Annotated in this window: 15 protein-coding genes; 11 read left to right on the forward strand and 4 right to left on the reverse strand. The window is 51.5% G+C overall.

All coding sequences use genetic code 11. The features are described from left to right. Both J7412_RS20305 and J7412_RS20310 read left to right on the forward strand, forming a co-directional pair. Window positions 1-2,147: Ig-like domain-containing protein (locus J7412_RS20305; RefSeq protein ID WP_209081153.1), on the forward strand; the 2,147-nt coding region annotated here is incomplete at its 5' end. A 509-nt stretch (window positions 2,148-2,656) separates the two neighbouring features. Continuing rightward, the gene (locus J7412_RS20310) at window positions 2,657-3,547 is read left to right on the forward strand and encodes a glycosyltransferase family 2 protein (RefSeq protein WP_209081155.1); all 891 of its coding nucleotides are present in this window, start codon (window positions 2,657-2,659) and stop codon (window positions 3,545-3,547) included. A gap of 131 nt (window positions 3,548-3,678) precedes the next feature. Here the strand turns inward: J7412_RS20310 and J7412_RS20315 are convergent, their stop codons facing one another. The 3 genes from J7412_RS20315 to J7412_RS20325 form a co-directional block, all read right to left on the reverse strand. Then, window positions 3,679-8,628, reverse strand: a complete 4,950-nt coding sequence (locus tag J7412_RS20315) for a G8 domain-containing protein (protein WP_209081157.1) — start codon at window positions 8,626-8,628, stop codon at window positions 3,679-3,681. Window positions 8,629-9,099: 471 nt separating this feature from the next. Beyond that, complete coding sequence (locus J7412_RS20320; RefSeq protein ID WP_209081159.1) at window positions 9,100-10,176, reverse strand: Gfo/Idh/MocA family oxidoreductase; 1,077 nt, start codon at window positions 10,174-10,176, stop codon at window positions 9,100-9,102. Then, window positions 10,173-11,198 (reverse strand): glycosyltransferase family 2 protein, encoded by a 1,026-nt coding sequence (locus J7412_RS20325; protein WP_209081161.1) that lies wholly within the window; start codon window positions 11,196-11,198, stop codon window positions 10,173-10,175. Before J7412_RS20325 ends, J7412_RS20320 begins: the two co-directional genes overlap by 4 nt. 196 nt (window positions 11,199-11,394) lie before the next feature. Between J7412_RS20325 and J7412_RS20330 the strand changes: the two genes are divergently transcribed. Both J7412_RS20330 and J7412_RS20335 read left to right on the forward strand, forming a co-directional pair. Next, window positions 11,395-12,324: a glycosyltransferase family 2 protein gene (locus J7412_RS20330; RefSeq protein WP_209081162.1), complete on the forward strand. Its 930-nt coding sequence runs from the start codon at window positions 11,395-11,397 to the stop codon at window positions 12,322-12,324. 171 nt (window positions 12,325-12,495) lie between these two features. Then, the gene (locus J7412_RS20335; RefSeq protein WP_209081175.1) at window positions 12,496-13,683 is read left to right on the forward strand and encodes a glycosyltransferase family 4 protein; all 1,188 of its coding nucleotides are present in this window, start codon (window positions 12,496-12,498) and stop codon (window positions 13,681-13,683) included. A 74-nt stretch (window positions 13,684-13,757) separates the two neighbouring features. Here J7412_RS20335 and J7412_RS20340 read toward each other — a convergent pair whose 3' ends face one another. Next, on the reverse strand, window positions 13,758-15,068 hold the full coding sequence (locus tag J7412_RS20340) for a polysaccharide biosynthesis/export family protein (protein WP_209065785.1): 1,311 nt from the start codon (window positions 15,066-15,068) through the stop codon (window positions 13,758-13,760). 80 nt (window positions 15,069-15,148) lie between these two features. On the opposite strand from J7412_RS20340, the gene J7412_RS20345 reads away from it, so the two are divergent. The 7 genes from J7412_RS20345 to J7412_RS20375 all read left to right on the forward strand — a co-directional run bounded on the left by J7412_RS20345 (window position 15,149) and on the right by J7412_RS20375 (window position 23,733). Continuing rightward, window positions 15,149-16,363 (forward strand): glycosyltransferase family 2 protein, encoded by a 1,215-nt coding sequence (locus J7412_RS20345; protein ID WP_209081177.1) that lies wholly within the window; start codon window positions 15,149-15,151, stop codon window positions 16,361-16,363. Between the two features lie 2 nt (window positions 16,364-16,365). After that, window positions 16,366-17,376, forward strand: a complete 1,011-nt coding sequence (locus J7412_RS20350) for a glycosyltransferase family 2 protein (RefSeq protein ID WP_247744033.1) — start codon at window positions 16,366-16,368, stop codon at window positions 17,374-17,376. A gap of 20 nt (window positions 17,377-17,396) precedes the next feature. Continuing rightward, window positions 17,397-18,530, forward strand: a complete 1,134-nt coding sequence (locus J7412_RS20355) for a glycosyltransferase (RefSeq protein WP_209081192.1) — start codon at window positions 17,397-17,399, stop codon at window positions 18,528-18,530. Window positions 18,531-18,708: 178 nt separating this feature from the next. After that, window positions 18,709-19,650, forward strand: coding sequence for a sulfotransferase (locus J7412_RS20360; RefSeq protein WP_209081194.1), 942 nt, complete (start codon window positions 18,709-18,711; stop codon window positions 19,648-19,650). Then, window positions 19,647-20,825, forward strand: coding sequence for a glycosyltransferase (locus J7412_RS20365; RefSeq protein WP_209081196.1), 1,179 nt, complete (start codon window positions 19,647-19,649; stop codon window positions 20,823-20,825). The genes J7412_RS20360 and J7412_RS20365 overlap by 4 nt, the downstream gene beginning before the upstream one ends. After that, window positions 20,825-22,408, forward strand: coding sequence for a GMC oxidoreductase (locus J7412_RS20370; RefSeq protein ID WP_209081199.1), 1,584 nt, complete (start codon window positions 20,825-20,827; stop codon window positions 22,406-22,408). The genes J7412_RS20365 and J7412_RS20370 overlap by 1 nt, the downstream gene beginning before the upstream one ends. Further along, window positions 22,405-23,733 carry an O-antigen ligase family protein gene (locus tag J7412_RS20375; protein WP_209081201.1) on the forward strand — a complete coding sequence of 443 codons (1,329 nt, stop codon included), beginning with the start codon at window positions 22,405-22,407 and terminating at the stop codon, window positions 23,731-23,733. The genes J7412_RS20370 and J7412_RS20375 overlap by 4 nt, the downstream gene beginning before the upstream one ends. The last annotated feature ends 48 nt before the right edge of the window (window positions 23,734-23,781 follow it).

Raw genomic sequence — 23,781 nt, forward strand, 5'->3', positions numbered from 1 at the left:
CGCTCTATGATCCGATTGATCCCAATGCGGTTCTGCTTACGGACGGGGGCGACGACGGCCTGCCGTATCTGACTGGCGGCGCTGATGCGATTGACGGGCTCGCTGGCAATGACACGCTCTATGGCGGCAGTGGCACAGACAGCCTCTATGGCAATGTCGGCAACGACACACTCTTTGGCGGCAGCAGTGGTGACATGTTGTTTGGCGGCTCCGGCGATGACTCGCTGTCTGGCGACAAAAACAACGACACCCTGGACGGCGGAACGGGGGCAGACACGCTGACCGGCGGTAGAGGCAACGACACCTATAAGTTCTCTGTGGTGGATGGCGCGGTCGATACGGTCACCGATTATGCTTGGTGGAACTTCATTGACGTGAGTGATGCACTGGTTGGCTACAACTCTGCGACCGATGACATCACGGATTTTGTGCGCTTCACCACGACCGGCAGCGACACGCTGATGGAAATCAATCCGGATGGGGTCAGTGGTTTTGTGCCCGTCGCCATCCTGCAAAGCGTGCGTAATCTGCAAGGCACTGAAGCGAGCATGGAGTCAAATGGGCGCATGGTGACAGTAGACCCGCCTCCCGTCGCCAATGACGACTTCTTTAGCGTGGAAAGCTCTGGCAATTGGACATTGGACGTTTTGGCCAATGATGTTGATCCAGACGCCACTTATCTCACATCTCTGGACGTAACAGAGATCACATCGCAAGCAAGCCATGGTGCGGTTGTTGTTGTGAACGGTGAGGTGATTTACACGCCAGACGCAGGCTACACCGGATCTGACAGCTTCACCTACACAATCAGCGATGGCAAAACGACAGACACAGGTAATGTGAATTTGGCAGTCGGTCAGCGAGACTTTACCGGAGAAGGTCGTGGTCTGGTGGTTGATCTGGCCCAGGCAAGCTACGGTTACGCAGCGACCGTGATGATGTTTGGGGATTCTTTGACGCAAGGGTTCAAGACTGGAAACCCCGAGGTCGAAGGCGGCTTCAGAGATGACCTCTTTGAGAACCTTTTGGCCGAAGATGTCTGGATAGATTACATCGGCCGCTTTAACAGCGGTTCAGAAGGCATGCTGGATCAGGACCATTCCGCGGTTCCGGGCCACTCTTTGGCTGAGGTGCTGACCGATGATCCCAATGATCAGATGAACTTCTCGCTCGCAGTAGATGAACTTAACCCAGACGTGACGCTCTTTATGTTGGGCACCAACGATCTCAATGGTCCTACCAAGGTGGATCAGATCTTGGCGGGTATGCAGGTCTTGATTGATCAGTTCTTTGCATTGGATGGCTCAGCAGATCGTCATTTGGTGATCTCCCTTATTCCTGTGAAGCCTGAGCTTGGTGTTTTGGTGGACCAGACCAATGAAGGTTACAGCATTGTAGATGGCGCGCGCGTTGTCGGTGATGTCGGGAACGGGACCTATGTCCCAGGGATCCGGCAACTCGTGAACACAGAAGCCCAAGATCATCCTACTCTGCATTTGTTTGATACGCCTTTGACGGAGGCGGATCTGCTGCCCGATATGGTGCACTTCACAGACGCAGGTGACGCAAAATACGCAGAGGCTTTGGCGACACTTCTGGAAACAGAAATTGGCTTTGCAAATGGCACCATCCAAGGTTCCGCAACTGCGCTGGATGCGATCAATGTGATCGGTGGTGATGCTGGAGACCTAATTTCCGGCAACGCCTTAGCGAACCTGTTGGATGGCGGGGCCGGCAACGATGTGCTTCGTGGTTTGGCTGGTGACGACACATTGGCGGGTGGCACAGGTAATGATCGTCTAACCGGCGGTGAGGGTGCGGATCAGGTGTCTGGCGGCGAAGGAGATGATGTCTTCATCTTCGCTTCTGATTTTGCCACAGGTGCAAGCACCGCCGATGTGATAACCGACTTTGGTGATCTTGGCAGTGACCGGCTAGTGTTCGAGCTTTCTCTTGGTGCGGGCACTGTAACGGATCAAGGTGATGGAACGGGAGTTGTCATTTCCTTTGGGGGCGCAGCTATCGAAGTGGATGGTGCCAGTGCTGACTTGCTTAAAGGAAACGCCCTTGGTGGCGGAACATACGAGCTCACAAACGATACAGGTTTGGTGACCTTCGTGAATGACACCGATTTCTTGTTTGTGTAGGCCGTGATTGGATAAGTGGGGGGCAATGGTCATTGCCCTCCTATTCAGAACACTCTCCACGTGGAGAGATTAAAACTCTCTATGTCTGCACAGCTTGGTCAATGAAATCTAAGGGTGCGGCTCTCTGTCGTATGTCGAAGCTGAATTTGATCGCCATGCAACAAACTTCTTCTGGATAGTCCGGGTGATGCTGTCGCCGGTATCACTATGATGGAGCGCAAACATCAGTAAGACAATCGGCCCCGACAAAACCCAGCCGACGATCAACCAAACAACCCAAGACCCACCCAAGAAAAGATGCATCAAAAAGCACAGACCGATGGTGGCTACGGATGAAAAAAACACCTTTAAAATGATCATTGCCTAAATTGTCCTACTCGGCAGCAAGATTGCTGTGACCTTTGTTATTTTGTGGCCTTAACAACAACCTTGAGATATTTTGACCATATTTGGTACTTCTATTTAATTTCACAAGCTTATTGGCAGAATCTGGCCACGCAGGTGACAAAATGAACATTGATATTGGCATCTGCACATTCCGCAGAGACAGTTTGTATGACACGCTTGAAAGCTTGAGCCGACAAAATCTGCAAGCTCATTGGCATCTGCGTATTATCGTTTCCGATAATGATGAACAGCCTGTTAAGCAATCTGAAATCGAAGCATGGGCAGAAGAACTTGGCGTCAACTTAAAGTATGTCCACGCTCCTGCTCGTAACATCTCGATTGCGCGCAATGCTTGCTTGGTAAACGCCGAGGCCGACTTTCTTCTGTTCATCGACGATGATGAGACAGCAGAGCCAGGCTGGGTTATGAACTTGCTAGAAACAGCGACCCGAGAACAAGCGCAGATTGTTTTTGGGCCGGTCTATGCCGTTTATCCACCCGATGCGCCGAAGTGGATGAGAGACAATGAGATACACTCCAGCGTTCCCTCGAAATTAAATGGCAAGGTTGAGACAGGCTTTTCCGGCAATGTCTTGCTTGATCTTCGTGAACCTAAATTGCGTGATGCGCGATTTCGGCTGGATTTTGGCAAGACAGGTGGCGAAGATATCGACTTTTTCTTTCGCCACTATCGCGCAGGCCTTCAAATGGCGATCAGCAAAGATGCGATCGTTTATGAACCCGTGGCACCCGCGCGCCTGTCATTCAAGTGGTTATCTCTTAGAAGTATCGCGACAGGCACGATATACGGATTTTGTGCCCGACAAGATACACGTGGAAAAACCGCCAGCCTCATGGGCAAAAGCATAGCCAAAATCTCTTATTGCTCAGTGAGAACACTGGCTTCTATTTCCAACAGGAAAAAACTGACATTTTGGGCTTTGAGGGGGTGCTTCCATATTGGAGTGTTGCGTGGGTGTTTTCGAAAACCGCACAACGAATTTTATGGGTAGTCACGCCCTGAGGGACTTAGCTTAGTTTTGGTAGATATTGGCCAGAATCAAAAATATACCCGAGGCAACTCGTGCTGCCTCGGGTATATCTGTTTTCAGAAGATGCGGCCTAAGCCCATCTCATGCTAACTTCAGAATATGAAGCTGCTGTCATCAAAGCTGCTGAGACCGAGATCGGTTGCCATGGAGTCTGTGCCAACCGTTAGCAGCTGACCATTGGCTTCCATCTGGGCTTCAGTGCCCACAAGGTTTTTGGTGTTTTTCAGCAATGCAACTTCGACGAAGGCATCGGCACCACCGTCTGTGTCGATTTCCAGCATGGTGTCGGATCCGGAAGCGACAAAGCGGACAAAGTCGCTGATGTTGTCGGCACCTTTGGTGTAACCCTCAAGTGCATCGCCCACATCAAGGAAATTCCACCATGCGTAGTCCTCAACGGTGTCAACTTCGCCGTCCACAAATGAGAACTTGAAGGTGTCTTTGCCCTTCCCACCTGTCAGCGTGTCGGCACCGGATCCGCCATCAAGGATGTCGTTGTTGTTGCCGCCATCCAGCGCATCATTGCCGGCGCCACCATAGAGCGTGTCACCATTGTCGCCGCCACTCAGCGTGTCGTTGCCAAGGTTGCCAAAGAGCGTATCGCCACCGTCCCCGCCAAAGAGGAGGTCATCCCCAGCTAGGCCATCGATCAGATCTGCGTCCGAGGTGACGAGAGCGGAGCCGTCGTCGTTACCGTCGGTCAGTTTTGTGACACCCGCTCCGCCAACAACATCCTGATCCACAGGATCAGGCGCGTTGTCGTCGCTTCCACCGGTGTTATGACCAGTGTCGCTATCGTCGTGTGAACCCGTATCACCATCTTGGTGATCGCTACCGCCATCGGTTGCAACGTGGTCACCGGGAGTGGATTTGGCTGTCAACAGTTTGCCATCGGCAACCATCTTGGCTTCGGTGCCCTCCAGATTGCGCACATTTTCAAAGATGGCCACTTTGACAAAGCCATCTGCATTGCCTTCCTGGCTGATCTCCAAGAGTGTGTCGTCTCCGGTTGTGGTGAAGCGGACAAAGTCGGTGATATCGCTGCTGCCTTCGGTGTAGCCGATCAAAGCGTCACCCACATCAACAAAATTCCACCATGCATAGTCTTTGACGGTGTCAACAGCACCATCAATCAGGGAGAATTTGAAGGTGTCTTTACCTTTGCCGCCTCGCAGAATGTCAGCACCAGACCCGCCATCCAGGATGTCGTTGTTGTTGCCGCCATAAAGCGAGTCATCGCCGGCACCACCATAAAGCGTGTCACCGTTGTCTTCGCCATAAAGGGTGTCATTGCCCGCGTTGCCAAATAGCGTGTCTCCGCCATCTGCGCCGTAGAGCACGTCATTGCCACCCAATCCATCAATCAGATCGGCTTCTCCGGTAGAGCGATCACGACCATTGTCATCGCCATCAGTCAGTGTGGTCACACCGTTGCCGCCAATCACGTCGTGATCGTGTGAGCCAGAGCTACTGTCTCCGCCAGTATCGCCACCTGTGTGGCCGCCGTTGTCCCCATCGGTATCACCACCGGTGTCGCCACCTGTGTGACCACCATGGTCGCCGCCTGTATCACCTCCGGTATCGCCTCCAGTATCGCCGTCGGTATGACCGTCGTGATCACCGCCAGTATCGCTGCCGTCATGGCCGCCATCGCCTTCACTTGGTGAATTGTTGGTGCGCGCTGTCAGCAGAGAGCCATTGGCCTCCATTTCAGCCTCTGTCCCCTGAAGATTTTTTACACCTTCAAGGATAGCGACTTTTACAAAGCCCTCTGCTTTGCCTTCTGGGCTGATTTCCAGAAGTGTGTTGTCGCCCGCGGTTGTGAAACGCACGAAATCTGTGATGTCATTTGCATCAGCAGAGTAACCGATCAAAGCGTCTCCGACGTCGACGAAATTCCACCAAGCATAGTCTTTAACGGTGTCGACTGCGCCATCCACCATGGAGAACTTGAAGGTGTCTTTGCCCTTGCCGCCCCGCAGGATGTCGGCACCGGACCCGCCATCAAGGATGTCGTTGTTATTACCGCCATAAAGCGAGTCATCGCCGGATCCACCGAACAATGTGTCGCCACTATCTTCACCATAGAGCGTATCGTTGCCCATGCTTCCGTAGAGCGTATCACCGCCGTCATTGCCATAGAGGACATCGTTGCCACCGAGGCCATCGATGACGTCTGCACCCTCGGTGCTCAAAGAACGGCCGTCGTCGTCACCATCTGTCAATTGAACAGCATCGGGATCAGGAGTTGTGCCAGAATCGCCACCTGTGTGGCCGCCATGATCGCCACCGGTATCACCGCCAGTGTCGCCACCTGTGTGACCGCCGTGATCACCACCGGTATCACCGCCAGTGTCGCCACCCGTGTGGCCGCCGTGATCACCACCGGTATCACCGCCATTGTCGCCACCCGTGTGGCCGCCGTGATCACCACCGGTATCACCGCCAGTGTCGCCACCTGTGTGGCCGCCGTGATCGCCACCGGTATCACCGCCAGTGTCGCCACCTGTGTGACCGCCGTGGTCTCCGCCGGTTTCATTGGAAAAATCATCGTCAATGGAACTAATGCCATCTTCGTAATAGTGTTTGATTTCTCCGGAGGGCGCGACGAACTTGTCGATGCGATACTGCTCTAGATAGGAATTCGAAAACCCTTCGAGCTTCAATGGAATGTGTACGGCTTGGTTTTCGCCGGTCACACGGTCACCAACCCACCAATAGAAACCGAGGTCCCAGGATCCGTCCGCGTTCTTGATGGCGCCAAACTTGTCCAGCACGTAGTCCATTTCGCTAGAACGAATTGTGGTTTGCAGGCCGTCAAAAGTATGCACATCTTGGCGGTACCAAGTGTTTGCATGGAAACGGAATTCCCCTGCGGTATCGGTCAAGGTGCCGCGAATATCGAGATCAGACCCGCCTGCGCGGATTGTCATCTTCGTCCCGGAGTCTGCTTTGAACGTGATCTGCTCTACCGGCTTCAGTTTGCTACTGTCGATGATTTGGTTTGCGACGTTTACGAGATTGCCGTTCGCATCACGCGCACTCAACGTTTTGCTGACATCGCGATACGTAACATCGACATACACGGCATCTGCATTGAAACCACGTGATGAGAGAACCTCGAATGAATCTTCGACGTGTACGTTGGAGAGGTTTACACCTTCGACTTTGTCGCCAACTTTGAAAGCTTTACCAACATTCACAAGCAGGGTGTCTTTAAAGACATATTCGTTTGTGTAGTTGAAGATGTGTACAGCTTCATTGTGAATGTTGTAGCCGGTAAGATCCTCGAAAGTTTGCTGAATGTCGGTCGCATTGTCGATGTTGCGGTGTCCTGTGAAAACACCCTGCTCGACAGCGATCATCTGATTGCCGGTGAAGCCAACAATTGAGGTGTCTTCTTCATCGTAGCGTTCAATTTCTTCGAATGGTTCACCAGATGGATCAAACTGCACCACATCCGCGAGCGGGCCTTGAGTACTTGTCTCCGAAGTATTGAACATCCAAGCGGTTTTGGAGTTCGCCGCAATGTTGTCTTGCTGAACGATTTGGCGTGCTTGGCTTTCGAAGGCCACGCCTTCAATGCCGAAGTCGCCTGTTTTTTCCAGCGTCAATACATTGGCAGCGCCATCGTAGTTGGGGTCACGGCCCGTCCCGACGGTGGACGTTACGAAGTTACCAATCCATTGACCGGTTTCATTGGCGTCTTCGGATACAATCCCTGCGCCTGCGACGCCGTAGACGAAGTTGTAGTCGATCGCGGCGTGGCTGTCGTGGTGCACAATGCCCCAGCCAGGGCTACCGGTTACAGAGTTACCTTCGATGATCGCGAGAGTCGCGTCTTCTGCGGCACCTGTACGGTGAATGTGAAGCGCATAGCGCCCTTCGACATTGTCGTCTCCAGGGTTGCGCGCGGTGCCAATAACATCTTCGCCTGGGCCATTTTTGATGCCTGGTCCACGATTGGACCAGTCATTTTCATCCCAGAGTTCGTTGGTGTTGATCGGTTTTGATTTGTCGGTGCGGCCCAGCTCATGGAACTCTGCAAAGCGCACTTCCACATCCGGGTTATGCATAAACATAACGTGGCCGCGTACACCTTCTGGATTTTCGGATTCAAAGCTCACGTTGCGGGTTGAGTTGCCAACATAAACGGACAACTCATTGTCGATGCCGTCACGACCCACATAGTCAGGTGTATGGTGATCATACTGCAGAGGGCGATCAATGGTCACAACGCCGGTTTCTGCGTTGATCGCTACGATTGTCACTTCTTCGTCTTGGGTCTGCAGAACTCCGTTGGAGTCGTTGCCAACATATTCTGTGCCCATGACTACCAGTTTGTCGCCAACCTGCCAGCTGTCCACATCCCCTTCAAGTTTCAGGGTGGTGTCGCCTTTGGAAGGTTCGTCCGACAGCTTGAGATAAGGGGCTTTAGAAGCACCTTGGATCTCGACCTGACCATGTGTGACAAGGCCATGGCTTAGCTGTGACGGATCTGATGACAGGTCAATCGGGCCATCTGTGAAGATGATTTCTGCAGAAACATCCGGCTGAACCGGGTTCCCTTCGACACCAATCGTCAGAATGGAGCTGGATCCAGTGAAAATTGATTCCACTTCCATGCGCGTATCTGTGTCAACTGCGAAGTGAAGGCCCCCATCGACACCCACAGTTTTGAGTTCGGCGGTGCTTACACCATCATAGACAACAGAGATACCCTGCGGAATATAAACATCGGCGCCCTCGCCTGGAATCTTGCCGTTTGCCCATGTCGCGGCGTCAAACCAAGAACCGCCATTGATAGCTACAAAGGTGTCTGGATCGCTTGCATCTGGAAAAAGATCGACGAGGCTTGTGTGCTCGCCCATTTTCACGGAATCATCCATGTGGGCGCTATGCCCACCAGATATCATTTCTTTTTGTTTCTGGATGGCTTCTGCCAAAGAGATACTACCCGAACCGATAAGATCCTGGCCAGCATCACCGGCCCCATGCCCGGCATGGTGATCCATCTCCATCGTGTGCGTCATATCGTTCATTTCGTCTCCAGTCGTTTCGCATACCAAAGGCTCAGCCAAAAGGCCGACATAAATAATTAGAGCAGCGCAAACCGCCCTGATTTCAGTGCTGTAGTGAATTCGAAACGGCTGAGTGGTGTACCGTCTCGATACTGCATTGCCGATGTAGCGCGCAAAAGTAACCAGAACCATAATGCGGAATAGTGCGCCGAAAGATCGGCAAAAACCCGCGTGAAACTGTAAAAGGACATTCCATAATCCGCCTACTCGAACTCTTCGACCAGCCTCTGGAATAAAAATGCCCGGCAATATTCTGGAAATGGCCCACAATAAACTACATGCCGGAACCGAAACCACGCCGGCCACTACTCGCAGCGACCTGTCAATGATCAAGCTAGAGTTCCAACATGTCATATTGGCGCCCGGACCTTGGCGAAACTGTGACTAATAAGTCCGTATTAATTTGTCTCTTCGCACTAATGGAAGTCCACTCTATTTGCGAAAGTTGTTGATACGCTCAAGCTCCTCAATGATGGAAATGGTTGTTCTTAAAGGCATTATGTGACTCTCAACCAATTCCCCCGTCAAACATCTCGCAACTTCATCTATTTCAAATTGTAACCCTCCGCCACGAAATGAGGCAGAAAATGCCCTAGATGGTGGAAAAACAGTCCGAATCGCTTTCTTTAATTTTTGACCTGAATAAGAAGAGGCGAATCGAGATTTTAAAGAAATTGGACTTTTGGCGGAATTTGAAAATGTCACAGAGGAAAAATTAGCTTCGCGCGCCTGAATAAAGGGAGCTGAAAGGGAGAGCCGCGCCTTGGTCCCGGAAATAGTGAGTGTGTTCTCCAATTGAGTGGCATGACTTACAGTTATTGCCGAAAGTGGGTTAAGCTCGCGTTTGGTGTTATGGCGCAGTGATATCGTTGCGGTCCTAACTGAGCCGCTTTCTGAGCGCTGCAGATCGCCGCCAGCGACCTCAAACGGTCCAAGAAGATACTCAGCAATGGAAAGCCCGTAGCACCCAAGATCGTTGAGCGCCCCACCGCCAAGCGCCGGGTCGGTGATTGGGTCTCCCTGGCGTTCTGCCCTGGCAAAGCCAAGCGACGCATTCAAGTGTGCAATCTCACCCAGCTCGCCGCTCCGGATCTGGCAGCGCGCCTTTGCCAACATCGGAAGAAAGCGAGTCCACATCGCCTCCATGCAAAACACATTTGCGGCCTTTGCAGCCGCTACGATTTCTCGCGCATCCGAAGAATTTGTCGCAAATGGCTTTTCACATAAAACCGCTTTGCCTGCAGAAATGGCGATGAGGCAATGTTCTTTGTGCAGCGCATTGGGTGTCGCAACATATATCGCTTCGACAGCTTCCGACTTAGCCAGATCCTTGTAATTTGCAAACACCTTCGCTCCGGGATGAACATCCGCAAGCCGTTTGGCGTTCTCCATTGATCGTGAGGCGATGCCTGAAAGTAAACTCGTGCGACTAAATCTCATGTCCCACGCGAACTGCTGCGCGATCGAACCTGAGCCGAAAATTCCCCACCGGATCTTTGCTCCGCTCATGATTTGCCGCCTTTAGCGCCGGGGGACCCGACCTTAGCAGCGCGCCCGAACAACGACCTGCACTTTGCGCTGCACCTTATTATGAACTGCTCACGGAGATTTCTCAGCAGCTCCTCGATCACGGGAAAGGGGGCATAAAAGCAGCGCATAGCCTCAATTGGGCTACGAGATTTCACCGCATCAATAAGTCGAAGCCAGTGCCATTTTTTGAGCGCCTCAATGTAGTGCGCCTTCAAAGCGGTCCGATCCTTGGGTTTTAGCGCAGGATTTGCCATCAATAAGAGGTCGCCTTGCACCAGCGCCCCCAAGTCCCGCGTAGAATGCTGACCGCTCAATGAGGTTGGCCGCATCACGGCAACGTATCCACAAGGATCCGTCAGACAAAATCTCGCGCCACTCAAAAGTGCGGACGCGTAAAGAATGTAATCCTCCCCCAATCGAAGACTTTCGTCGTAACGAAGGTTTGCCTGCTCCAGGAATGTTTTGGAGATAAGCGGCTTAATGAAACCTAGCTCCCGACGCCCGCCACGTTCGCTTGAAAGGTTCCCTTGGACGAAGCCCGCGAAATCTATGCTGAGCTCATTGATTGGTTCATCTGAAATCAAACGCTGCCGAGGGCCATCAATATCACTTTCGGGCACCTTGAAAAGGTCGTCTGCGACAAAATCCCAATGTGTTTCTTGTGCGATAGCCAAAAGTGCTCTGAGTCTCCCTTTCTCCATAAAGTCATCTGAGTCCAGAGGCGTAACGTAAGGCGCGCGAGCTTCATCTAGTGCAAGGTTGCGCGCAGCAGCAGGACCCTGATTATTCTTCTGCCTTAAAACACGAACCCGATTATCTGCTGCAGCCAGCCTCTCAGCACAAACCAGTGTTTCATCAGTAGAAGCGTCATCGACCACAATGACTTCTACAGAGACACCCTCTTGATTTAGCGCAGACGTTACCGCCCGAGAGAGAGTCTCAGCGGCATTCCAGGCCGGGATAATTACCGAGACAGATGGTATATCTTTAGGGGCAGTCAAGTCCGGCCAACCGTTGCTTTAGGTGGATTGTGCAAATGGCATCTCTGTTGCCAAAAAGAAAACTCACAACAAAAATAGAGACTTGATGCGGAATAATTTGTTGCAAACCTCTTTGAGGCACGGCAGTCTTCGAACATCTTTAAGTTCTTAACCCACTAATTTCAAAATCAAATTGATAGAACCGTATTAGACCCAGATGACCGATGCAACGGTAATAATTGCAGCATGGAATGCTAAAGCAACGATTATAAAGTCAGTAAGCAGTGCCCTTGGTCAGCGGGATGTAAAAACGCGCGTCGTGATTATTGACGATGCGTCAGATGAAGATTTTGAAGATCAAATTCCTGTGCGAAACGACGTGATCTTCGAGAGATTGGCCCATAACGGCGGCCCGGCCGCGGCACGAAATGCAGCACTAAATCACTGCGAAGGAAACTGGATTTGCGTGCTTGATTCTGACGACACGATGCAGCCAGACCGCCTCAAAGAAATGATTACATACGCGGAGGAATTTGATGCCGACGTCTTGCTAGGAAACTTCCAAAAGGTCGATGAGCAAGGGCACACATACGAGGATGGCACCTTTCTAAGGCATAACGAAATTACAATTGGCGCTAAAGTTGAATTAGAAGAATACGTTTCCGATAATATAATTTCCCCAAAATCAAAAAGCACCGGGTATTTAAAGCCGATTTTTCGCAGATCTTTCATCGAAGAGAAAAAACTAGAATACAATAGAAGCCTGAGAAACGGCGAGGACTGCCACCTGATTTTTGAAGCGTTGGCGATGGGGGGGAGAGTTCTCGTTTGGCCAAAAGCTGACTACCTCTACACTGTTAGGAGAGGGTCGATTTCTCATCGAATAGATCCCGATCACTTCGAAGCACTGATCAAAGAAGATTGTAAGTTTGTCGATAGATATCATAACGATATCAGCAATCATGCGATTGATCTATTTAGCGAAAGAGAGATTGGCCTTAGAAAAATGATGGAAACCGAGCGCATTATGTCAGCGTTGAAATCTAGGCAAGTGGGTGCAGCCTGCCGTCATTTATCACGTCACCCCTATGCTATTCCGATGGTCGGGCATCAGCTGCTGGAGGCAATAAGGAATAGAATTACTTAAAAATATAGGCGCGCTTGAAAAGGCATAGCGCCACTTAGTGGTTTTGTAATAAATTGAGAATTAATCCTTAAGGGTATATCTCGCGTATCAATCCGTATAGTTTCAAGAGATGAACACCCTAAGGTAGATTCAAATTTGACGACCTCTGCCCCAGTTTATGCAACGATACTGATGCATCGCCGCCTGAGCAACCTCAAGTCGGGTAGCGGTGTGCATCTTATGTGCCTTTGCTCAATCCTCTTTGACGCAGGTTATCAGGTTCGCATTGTCGCCGCGCCGACCACCAGTTTTGGACACATCCCATTTTGCCGCCCCGATCGCGTTTTATGCGACAACGACATACCTGTCATTTGGCCCGGAAGTCTGAAGGTGGGGAGGCTTTATGTTTCGACCCGCTCGCGGGTATGGAGAAAATTCATTATCCGCGCCCTCGCCAGCGTGACGTCTCTTACCAAGGGCTTAAACGGAGGGAGGCAACTTTCCTTTCCTAGTGCTTTAGGCAAAACGCTAACAGATGGGGAGGCTGAAGAGGTCCAGCGCGCAGCAAATGCTTTGGGTGCAGATTTGGTGATTGCCGAGTACTCTTCCCTCGCCCCGTTGCTCGGCGGCTGTAAGGCTACGAAGCGTGGCGTTTTGATGCACGACCTTTTTTCCAGTAGGGCAGTGTCCTTTCAGGAGTCTGGGATATGCCCAGACCATAATTCTATAACTCTAAATCAGGAGGTCGCGCGCCTGCGTGACGCGAATATTTGCATTCACGCCTCACAAATTGAAGCCGATGCAGTCAAACACCATCTTCCAGATGCAGAACATATCTGGATGCGCCCACGGCTCACAAAAAACACCGGAGATTCAAGCGCACCGCCCCGCGTTGTTTTTATTGGCGTAAAACATGGCGGCAATCGCGCTGCATTAGACATGATCCTCAAAGAAATATGGCCACGCGTTTGGCAAGAAACTGGTGTGGAGCTTTGGATTGTCGGCGAAATTTCCAAATGGGTGGAAGGCCGGCACGACGGTGTGCGCCGCGTAGGCTTTGTTGAAGATCTACGTACTTTAGGTGATGGAAATACTATTGGCATTGCGCCTATGTTGGTCACGAGTGGGATAAGTATCAAAATCGGCACATATCTCGAGCTCGGCATGAGAGTTGTCACTTTCAAAAAGACTCTCGAAGCTTATGGCGACATGCTGGATGGCCTGGTCACCGCAGTCGATACGCCAGAAGAATTCACAGAGACCCTCATTGACATACTGAAGAAGTCCGCAGAGCAGCAAGGCTGCCCGCAAGATGCTATCCAACGGCTTGAAGCCCAAATGTCAAATGAAGAACTTTTGGAGGCACTTCGTTGCCGTTAGGTAAGCTCGCCCAAGCAGCAAGTCGCCCGCCACGATGATTGGCGCCTGCTGCTTCATGCGGCAGGCGCTCTAGATTAGCCAGGGATTACTTCATCAGCTGGGACAAGACGCTGCTCGACGTTAATCACATCACCCGGCAGCACGATCGTGTCAGCGCCGGGGATCATTTTCGCAGCGTCGCCGCGCCCACGTTGCAAACTGAAGATCGTTTCTGTCTGGAGATCCTCATCAACTGCGGTATTCGTTGCACCTCGCTCCAACAACAGCAGGCGCACGGTTTCGCGACGACTGAGAAGTGACTCAATTCTCGCGCTCACGTTCTGCAGCTCGACAGCGGCTTGCGTGGCTCTGTTCGCTCTCAGAGCAACAATATCTCTCTCAGCTTCCTTGATACTTTGGCTGGCTCGAAAGAAGGTATTCTGCAGATCAAGCGTCTTGGCTTCCACATCAAAAACGCCTTTCTGAGCTTGCGTTAACTGAGGAGCCTTAGCCAAACCTTTGTCCACAAGAGATTGCGTATTCTCAAGATACTCCTGCGCGAGCCGCAACTGTTCTTGTTGGCTCTGAATCTTTTTTTCAACGTTTTCGATTTCCGTCGTCAGCAGCGCGATTAACTCCATCAACGAAGCCTGCTCGCGTTCTAATGCTGTTCTGCGAGAGCTGAAAATGCGCGTCTCCTCATCCAGCAAGCGCGCGAGCTTATCAGCGCTGCTGTCTCGGCCGAGCGTTTCGGGAAACCGCAGCTCAGTATGCTCCTCAATTTCTGCACGCAAACGATGGGAGGTTATTTGAGCACGAAGCAGTTCTGCCTGAATTTGTTCAAGCGATCCTGTCTCACGCAGCACGGACAGTGGATCACCATTAACTGTATCGAGATGGCGACCACCACCCGCGAGGGCAAAAGCTTGAAGCACTGTCAAACCTGGTTGTGCCGAATACGCCCCGGGATTATCCACATCACCGAGGATGTAAAACGCGCCGTACTCAATAACCTCAACAGAGGTCGACGGCGGATCATTGCTCCGCACCTGTGCCTTGAGAGCATCAGCGACATCGTATGCGAGCTCTTCAGGCGTGCGCCCTGCCGCTGGCAGATGCCCCGCGAGCGGCACCATGACGCGGCCTTCAGATTGCACGGAAAACTCTCCGCTAACAGCGCGCCAGATCACATAGTCCCGCTCACCTTCATCCCAGATCACAACCCGAAGGCTGATTTTATCTCCGGCTGAGAGCCTATATATGCCGTCATTTTCTAGTGACTGCGCAATCCCCAAAGACGCAGTAGCCAAAAAACTTAACGAAATCAGCAAAGCCCAAATAATGCTCTTTTCCTTCCGAGCAGCGAAGTGACACCCGAACATCACACCGCCACCAGAACTTTCCATTTAAAACTAGACATAAGAAAAATACCCATGTTTGAATAATCATCGATTGTTTGACAATTATTCACTTAAGGCTTGTCTCGTTGCAAGGTTCGATTTCTGCAATTATTCCGACATTTAATCGGAGTAATTTTCTTCAAGAGGCAATTGATGCCTTATTGCATCAAACGCGACCCGTGGCTCAGATTGTTGTGTGGGATGATGGGTCAACCGATGCGACGCCTGAAATAGTCAAATCAGCGATGAACGCTGATAAAAGAGGGGTAATTCAGTACTTCCGGGCCGAAAATCAGGGCAAATCTTTTGCTTTGAATAGTGCCATGAAAGAAGTGCGGGGGGAGTACGTGTGGATCTGCGATGACGACGATATCGCTTGTCTGGATGCGGCGGAGAAAATGGCCGAAGTGCTTGACGCAACCGATGTGGGCATCGTGGCGGGAGCACATGCGCGCTTCAGGACAGTTGAGCCCGAGAATGACAAAGAGTTCTTCGGGACAGGTTATTGGCCAGACTTATCGTCAGGCAGCATCATTCGTCATCTGTTGGAAGACATTTTCTTTTTCCAAAATGCCAGCTTGGTGCGTCACGCTTGTTTTGACGAAGTAGGACCGTTTCGCGAAGATTTAAGCCGTTCAATTGACTATGAGATGTTTGTGCGATTGTGCACGCGTTTTCGGGTCAAGATGATCGATGATGTGTTGTTCTACCAGCGCAAACATGACGGCTCACGTGGTCCAGCAGGCCAGCAACATGCAGCCAAAAAATCCGAAGAAGTTTGGCTTTCTGCCGATCGGGAGATATTCCGCGATCTCTACCAAACATTGCCGATTTCTTTCTATGCATCGTTTTTTGAGGCGGAGAAATCAGCCCTGGCCTTACGGGCAGCTCATTTGCAGCGTGCTTGCGTTTACGCGCGGCGTTGCGATTGGATGCGCGCCATTGAGGATTTTAAAGCGGCAGCACAAATGGCAGAAAATGACGGCCTCACACCGACTGAAATTGACATTGTTGTGAGGTCTATGGCCGGTAAGCACGGTAACGCTGAGGCGTATTCTTCGCCGGTACGCAAACAGCTATTAAGCCTTTCGCAATTTGGCCTTACGGGCAAAACAATTTTAAATGCACTTGGACGAGGATCTGTTTGGCGCGCAAGAGAGGCGTTGAACAATCGCGACTTTAAACTGCTCACGAAAATTACAACTTTTCTTTTGCAATCCGGAGCGCGACCGCACCCCGGAACGTCTGCATCACATCTGTCTGAGTTGGACCACCTGACACATGAGGCATACAATTGGTAACAATGATTGACCCCGCGCGCGTCGCCGTTCTTATTCCGACCCTGAATGAAGCAGATCAGATTGAGGCTGTGCTGAGCCAGATCATGCATGGAGACGCTGTTGCTTCTCGCTGCACAGTGATCGTCGCAGATGGTGGGAGTAGTGACGACACTTGCGCCATTGTTACACGCCTCATGAGCAAGCACTCTAATTTGCATTTGAGGCACAATTCTCAACGCATACAAGCGGCTGCATTCAATTTGCTTCTGTCGCCGGAATTCGACGGCATCGACTTCGCGATCAGATGTGATGCGCATGCTGCCTATCCGCAGGGCTACGTCAGTGATCTGGTGCACTGTATGTTGGCGAAAGAAGTCGACTCGGTTGTTGTCCCAATGGATGCCATTGCTGACAGCAACAGCTGCTTTCAACTAGGGCTCGCTTGGGTTGCGGATACCCCGCTTGGCGCCGGAGGCTCCCCACATCGTGGCGGGAATGTTTCCGGGTACTGTGACCATGGGCATCATGCAGCGTTCCGCATGTCGACGTTCCGAAAGCTCGGTGGTTACGATGTTGACTTTCGTACCAACGAAGATGCCGAATATGATAAGCGGCTGAGCGATTTTGGCGGCAGTATCTGGCTGAATTCCGATGTGCGTATCAAGTATTTTCCGAGAAAGACCGCAAGCCGTTTATGGCGACAGTATTTTCGCTACGGCGAAGGACGTGCGCGGACCTGTCTTAAACACAGCATCAAGCCCGCGCCGCGTCAGATGATACCAGCCGTGCACACGGCAGTCTGTGCTGTTAGCTTGGCTGCCCTACCTATCACGTCCCTGCTACTTCTGTGGCCCGCGTTCTATGCCTTAGCTATGCTGTCTTGCGGGATCTTGATTGCCCTCAGGCACCGCTCCATCTGTGGCCTTGCTGCCAGCGTTGCTTTAGCAACCATGCACTTTGCTTGGGGAATTGGGTTTCTCTCACGTCTGATGAAGAAATCACCCAGAACATTTTCCCCGCAGCCTGCAGAATAATCGCGGATCGAAGACCTCCTATGTCTACAATCGCATTTTTTGGTCACAACTCAAACGAACCTGCAGTCCGTCGACGCGCTCGCGCTTTCCAATCAGCCGGTCATGAGGTCATCGGCTTCATGCCACATCGCGGTACCAAGCAAGACACGGGGTGGCCGCTCGTTGACCTCGGAGAGACTGCGGATAACGCCTACGGGCAAAGGCTGCTTTCTATTTTTAAAGGCGCTAAAATTGCAGCGCGACACGGGCGCGAGTTGGGCAGGGCTGATGTTATTTACGCTCGAAATCTTGATATGCTCGCGGCAGCTGCGCGCGCGCGTTCAAAACTCAGCCTCAACACTCCATTGATATATGAATGCCTAGACGTGCATCGTCGCCTTACTGGCACTTCCGCAATCGCCCGCCTTTTGCGTGGTATAGAGGCGCGCCTACTAAAACACTGCGCATTGGTGGTGATTTCTTCGCCTCGCTTTGAGAGTGAGCACTTCGCCGTACATTACCCAAATGCCTATCGATCTTTCTTGCTCGAAAATCTGATGATCGACGGAGACAATTTCCCAGATCGCCCAACCAATGATGACCCATCGCCAAAGCAGCGTCAGCGCCTCCGCATTGGCTGGTTTGGCAATCTACGTTGCCGTAAATCGCTCGCTTTGTTGCTAGGGTTGGCCAAGAATTTTCCGGAAGACGTCGATATCGTATTGCGCGGCTACCCCGCACCGGGCGTGTTTGAAGACTTTGAGGGTGAAATCCGGCCCTATGACAATGTCTCTTTTGGTGGCCGGTATAACGCCCCGGACGATTTGTCTGAAATGTATGCTGATGTCGATCTGGTCTGGGCGGGCGATTGGTATGAGGAAGGCGCCAATTCACTCTGGTTATTGCCTAATCGTATCTATGAGGGGGGATATTTTGCGACCCCTGCCCTGGCCCCTGCGGGCACAGAGACTGCGCGCTGGCTTGAGGATCATGGAAGTGGCATTCTTCTCAATCAACCAATTGAGCAAGCTCTTGAAAAAGAAATATTGATACTGTTGAAAGACCGCACCCCAATAGAGAAGCTGCGGGCCCAGTTACTATCGCTCCCTCGCAGCACTTTTGTGGAGACCCCTGCGACAACGCAGAGCCTGCTGCAGGCGGCAACGGCCACCTAGAGAGCGGGCATCTGAGAAGCAAGTGCGCCTTTGATTGCGGCGAATACGCCACAAACACTAAGGCGCATCTTTAAAAAGATACGAATTGTAGATTCCACAATCGACTCGGGTTAATCTCTGAATGTCTTTTGATCGACATTTTTTATTTTTCTTATCTGACTCTCAAGGTCATTGAACTTTGACAAGATTACCTGACTTTATCATCGGCGGTGCGCCGAAATGTGGCACGACATCGTTGCATTTTATACTGGGGCAAAATCCGGAAATCGGTATCCCCGATCAGGAAATCCATTACTTTGATGCGGACGATCCGATCACGCATCCCGACTTTCTGACTGAAAACGAAAACGGCCTTAAATGGTTCGACCCCAGTCAAGAGAACGCACCCAACTTGAGTTGGTATACGTCTTGCTTTTCTGAGTTCCAAAATCATCAGCTCGTCGGAGAAGATTCTACAACCTATCTTTTTTCTGCGGTCGCAGCGCGTCGCATCAAAAGACTATTGCCAGACGTGAAGCTGGTCTTTCTTCTGAGAAACCCCGTCAAGCGCGCCTACTCTCAGTATTGGCATCTGCTTTGCAGCGGCCGTCTAACCTGTGGTTTTGAAAAAGCCATTAGCGCGCACAGCTCGATCATACTCGGTTCCACTTATGCGCCACATCTTGCGGAGTATTTTCGAGTATTTGGCCGTGATAATGTGCATGTCGCACTGTTTGAAGATTTTCTGAGCGACAAACAGGCTTATTTAGACGGTGTTACCGCCCATATTGGAGCCTCGAATATGGACGTGGAAACGCTGAAAACTTGGTTCAACCGCACCAACTATCCCTCCTTGCCCAAGGGCCAACAGCTGATCAATTATCTTGGTCAACCTATCGTGGCTCGCCGCTATCGCAATCACATGGGGCATGAAGCTGGCTTGCCTCAAACCATCAGAAAAAAAATTCATTATCAGTGGTTTAAGAGAATTAATCCGATCCTGCTGACAGCTCAGAAGCCGCCCGCAATGAAATCAGAAACAGCCAGATACCTGACACGGCATTTGTCGCTCAGAAATGCTGGGTTATCAGAGCTTTTGGGGCGCGATCTGTCACAAGTCTGGCCAGGGTTTAGCGAATGACAGCCAGCCGGATAGATATCCTGCTTGTTTATGACCCAAGATTCACCGGGGGAACGGCGAGCGCGATTTTGACTGACGCCCATGCTTTTCATGCTGCTGGTTTGACAATTGGATTACTGGAAGTGACTTCCGGATTTTTCATTGATGCGGGCACAGGAAAAAACACAGCTTTAGCGGCGTTGGCTGATTTACCAGGTGTCAAAGTCATCAAACCGGAAGCATGTGTTGTTGCTGACACGACCTTTTTTCACCACCCTCTTACTTTCGCACATCAAGTGCAAGAAAACGCAAAAATTCGTTCAAACACATCCGTTTTGGTGTGCCATCATCCTCCATTTCGCGGTGATGGATCACTTGAATATGACCCGATTGCTACAACACGATATATCGAACAGTCTTTCGGTATTCGACCAATGTGGGCACCAGTCTCAGGCGTCATTCGAAAACACCTGCGCAGCTTCCTTCCATTCATACGGCTAACAAACGCCGACTGGGTAAACTCCTTTGATACCGGCAATTGGATGTCAAACCGTCCCGTTTTTGATGGGCCAATTGCAGTGGTTGGCCGTCACAGCCGTGAAGACCCGCTCAAGTGGCCGGACACTGCAGCTGATGTAGCGGCTCATGTTGCTCCACGGGAAGCTGGCTGGAAGACGCGCGTTATGGGGTGCCCGGAAGCGCACCTCAATTCTCTCGGCGCGAATTTAGACGGTTGGGAGATTGTGCCATTCAACAACGAACCTGTGGACTATTTCGTTGAAAGTTTAGATGTGTTCTCCTACTTCCACAGCGACAAATGGGTCGAAGCCTTCGGGCGCACCATCCTTGAAGCCATGTTGATGGAGCGTCCCTGTGTACTGAGCCCAAGCCTACGAGATACGTTTGGGCCGACGGCACATTACGCCAACCCGGCAGACGTTCATGATCTGGTTCGATCTCTTCGTACAAACGTCAAAGCAACCCGGCAGAACTGCGCAGATATCCGTGAGCGTGCGGCACAGCAATATGCAAGCAAGGCCATCCCCGAAAGACTGCGCGCCCTGCAAAACGATACAGGCAGCTGTTCTCGCCTAGGGCCAATTCAAGCCGCTCCGATCACTGCATTGAGAAAACTGATTGGCTTGAAGCGCCGTCAACGGAATGCAGTATCCTTAGAACAGGCGGCAAAGCCCTGATGACGACCGTTACGCTGCAAACCGCCCTTTCGAAGAACTACGATGTTTGCGTTATTGGAGCGGGCGCTGCTGGCTTGGCACTGGCTTTGTCACTTGGGCAAGCAGGGATGAAGGTTCTTGTCATCGAACAAGGCGGGTTTGACGAGGGGACAATTGATCCTAGTGAGCGTAGAGACCTTCATCTTTCAACCGACACTCACGATCCACGGCATCGTACAAACCGCGAAGCAGTGGCGGGTACATTGCTTGGCTGGGGCGGGCGATGCATGCCATTTGACCCAGAAGATTTCGCGCAAGCCCGTTCGCGCCACAAGCACCCTTGGTCAATAAGTTTCAATGATTATGCTCGGTGGATCGCTCCGGCCGCGGAATTTCTCAAAGCAGATTCGACATTTAGATACTCCTCCCTTCCGAATGGCCCAGACATTCCCGGCGTCTGTCTCGAGAAAGTGGAGCTCCTGAATGCCCAAGACCAAGCGACCAATCTGCAAGAGCGACTCAAAAACGGGCTTGAGCCCATTGATCTTTTACCCAGGACACGCGTTCTCTCCTTTCGTTGGGAAGCTTCTGAAAAACACCAAGTGAGAGGACTCACATTAACCCATGCAGGGCAAACATGTGTCCTGCCCTGCAAAAAACTCGTTTTGGCCTGCGGCGGACTTGAAACCACACGTATGTTGCTGCTTGAAAAAGCTGCACATCCCAAGATCTTTGCTTCCACTGAAAATGCCCTTGGGCGCTACTACATGGGGCACCTCACCGGCGGTATGGCTGAAATCACTTTCACTGATCCACAACTCGCCAAGCAATTCGGCTATCAAAGTGGTCGTGGTCGCAGCCCGTATCGGCGCCGATTTTGCCTGTCAAATGGCGCACCAAGTAACGTGGCTTTCTGGCTTGAAAACCTGCACCCTGAAGATCCCCGACAAAGCTCCGGCGAGATCTCCCTTAAAAAACTGCTCAAAAAGCCCAAGGGTCTCGAAGATGCCGGCAATCATATCGCCAATGTTCTCAAAGATCCCATTGGTGCATCAAACATCCTGCGTTCGGCAGCACAGCGGTTTCTGCCGCCTTCGATGCGACGCCCTCAACGTCTCGCCTTGGTAGGCCGCGGGCCGTACATTCTCGCTTATCACGCAGAACATTTCCCAGAACCCGAGAGTCAGGTTACACTTTCTGAAGAAAGAGATAAATTCGGGCAGCGCATGTTGCAGATAGACTTTCGATACGGACAGCGCACAATTGATGCGCTAATGGCTGGCCACAAGCTTTTGGCAAAGCGCCTCAAAGCAGCGAATGTTGCTGAGATCACGCTGCCGGAAGACGAGGCTTTTGCGAAGGCCATCGAAGACAAGGCTCGCGATGGCTATCATCAGGCAGGCCTTACTCGCATGTCTGCTACACCGGGATCGGGGGTCGTTGATAGCAACTGCTGCGTACATGGGACCGACAATCTCTATGTCGCCTCCGCCTCAGTTTTTCCGGTGTCAGGACAGGCCAATCCAACGCTTTCGGTTGTGGCAATGTCATTACGGCTGGCAGACCACCTTAAACGGCACCTTCGGAGTGAGGTAACGCAATGACCGCTACTGCGACACCGATAGAGGTCTTGGAAATTCGCGAACGCCGCCGGGATTTCATTCTTGTTGCCCTGTGGTTTTTTGTAACTTTCAAACAATTTCGCTTTGACGAACTCATACTCTACCCGCTGGCGCTCTACTTCGCGTGGGCCTTCATAAGAGATTTTCAGAAGATTTTCCCTTTGATTGCCCGCAGCTTCGTCCTGTTCCTTTTTCCTGCTTGGTGGCTTTTGTCAGCCATATGGGGTGTTGAGACGACCTTAATTCTAAGGTCAGGCCTGCAGCTGCTACTGACAATCATGATCTGTTATTTCATTGCAACCAGGTTGACGGTCCGTGATTTGATTTTAGCTCTGGCCCTGACCGCGACCTACTACGGCATACTTAGTTTTCTCGCGCCTTACTTGGGTACAGGTACGAGTGCCCGTGGTGTGTTTTCGAGCAAGAATGCCATGGGAACAGCGATGGTGATCCTATGGCTCTGCTCTTTGTGCATAGTTTTTGACCCGGATTCATCGAAGAAACGAAAGCTCTTCGGGATGTTCGCTCTGGTTTTGTCCGCTTGGCAAATTTATATGGCAAACTCCGCCACCGCTATGCTCTTGGCATTTGGCATCGCAGTGATCGCCTTCTTGTTCGCAATCGTACCCCAAACGGGCATTCTAAAACGCCGCTGGTTCTATGCCCTGGGTTTTCTTGCGGTAGCCGCGCTCCTACTAAGCGCCTCGGCCTTTTTTACGACGCAAAGCATTGACCCCATAAATGCTGTGCTTGGCGCGTTCGGTAAAGACACGACATTAACCGGCCGCACGCTGCTCTGGGAATATGCAACACGCCAGATTGAGGACGACCCTCTTCTCGGCGTTGGGGCTGGCGGCTTTTGGACACCGTATGACAAGCTCTCTCAGGCCAGTCGCATCTATGAGGAGTTCCACAAGGCCACCTATGCAACCTTTTCTTTTCACAATTCCTATTTTGAAATTGCTGTACACCAAGGACTAATCGGTCTCTTTTTCTGCATCCTGACGGTTCTCTGGACAATCGGAAGCATCCTGCTTGCAAGAAGCCAAACCAATCCGATCCCTACTGTATTTTTCCTCTGTGTCTGCTCGGTTTCACTCGCTCGCAGTATGACCGAGTCTGACTTCATCGCGCCGTTTGCACTGCTCACCATGCTATTTATAACTGGGGGATTAATGTCTGCTTTGTCCCGGGTGAAAACATCCGAGACTAAATTTAAGCAAAATGCCCGATTCAGTAGTGTTCGTATGCAGCCACAGCGCCCACCTTTTCTTACCAACCCCGCTACCTCTTGGAACGGAGCTTAGTTTCGGCCCCGGTTGGGAACACTCATAGATAAGTTTTTGAAAGCGGCG

The organism is Shimia sp. R9_3 (assembly GCF_017743755.1).
Taxonomy (GTDB): Bacteria; Pseudomonadota; Alphaproteobacteria; order Rhodobacterales; family Rhodobacteraceae; genus Shimia.

What these genes read in the sequence shown, in the direction of transcription:
- J7412_RS20340 (WP_209065785.1), bottom strand. Translation starts at nt 15,068, where the DNA reads ATGGAAAGTTCTGGTGGCGGTGTGATGTTCGGGTGTCACTTCGCTGCT.
- J7412_RS20355 (WP_209081192.1), top strand. Translation starts at nt 17,397, where the DNA reads ATGTCTACAATCGCATTTTTTGGTCACAACTCAAACGAACCTGCAGTC.
- J7412_RS20310 (WP_209081155.1), top strand. Translation starts at nt 2,657, where the DNA reads ATGAACATTGATATTGGCATCTGCACATTCCGCAGAGACAGTTTGTAT.
- J7412_RS20320 (WP_209081159.1), bottom strand. Translation starts at nt 10,176, where the DNA reads ATGAGCGGAGCAAAGATCCGGTGGGGAATTTTCGGCTCAGGTTCGATC.
- J7412_RS20335 (WP_209081175.1), top strand. Translation starts at nt 12,496, where the DNA reads ATGCATCGCCGCCTGAGCAACCTCAAGTCGGGTAGCGGTGTGCATCTT.
- J7412_RS20370 (WP_209081199.1), top strand. Translation starts at nt 20,825, where the DNA reads ATGACGACCGTTACGCTGCAAACCGCCCTTTCGAAGAACTACGATGTT.
- J7412_RS20350 (WP_247744033.1), top strand. Translation starts at nt 16,366, where the DNA reads ATGATTGACCCCGCGCGCGTCGCCGTTCTTATTCCGACCCTGAATGAA.
- J7412_RS20315 (WP_209081157.1), bottom strand. Translation starts at nt 8,628, where the DNA reads ATGAACGATATGACGCACACGATGGAGATGGATCACCATGCCGGGCAT.
- J7412_RS20375 (WP_209081201.1), top strand. Translation starts at nt 22,405, where the DNA reads ATGACCGCTACTGCGACACCGATAGAGGTCTTGGAAATTCGCGAACGC.
- J7412_RS20365 (WP_209081196.1), top strand. Translation starts at nt 19,647, where the DNA reads ATGACAGCCAGCCGGATAGATATCCTGCTTGTTTATGACCCAAGATTC.
- J7412_RS20330 (WP_209081162.1), top strand. Translation starts at nt 11,395, where the DNA reads ATGACCGATGCAACGGTAATAATTGCAGCATGGAATGCTAAAGCAACG.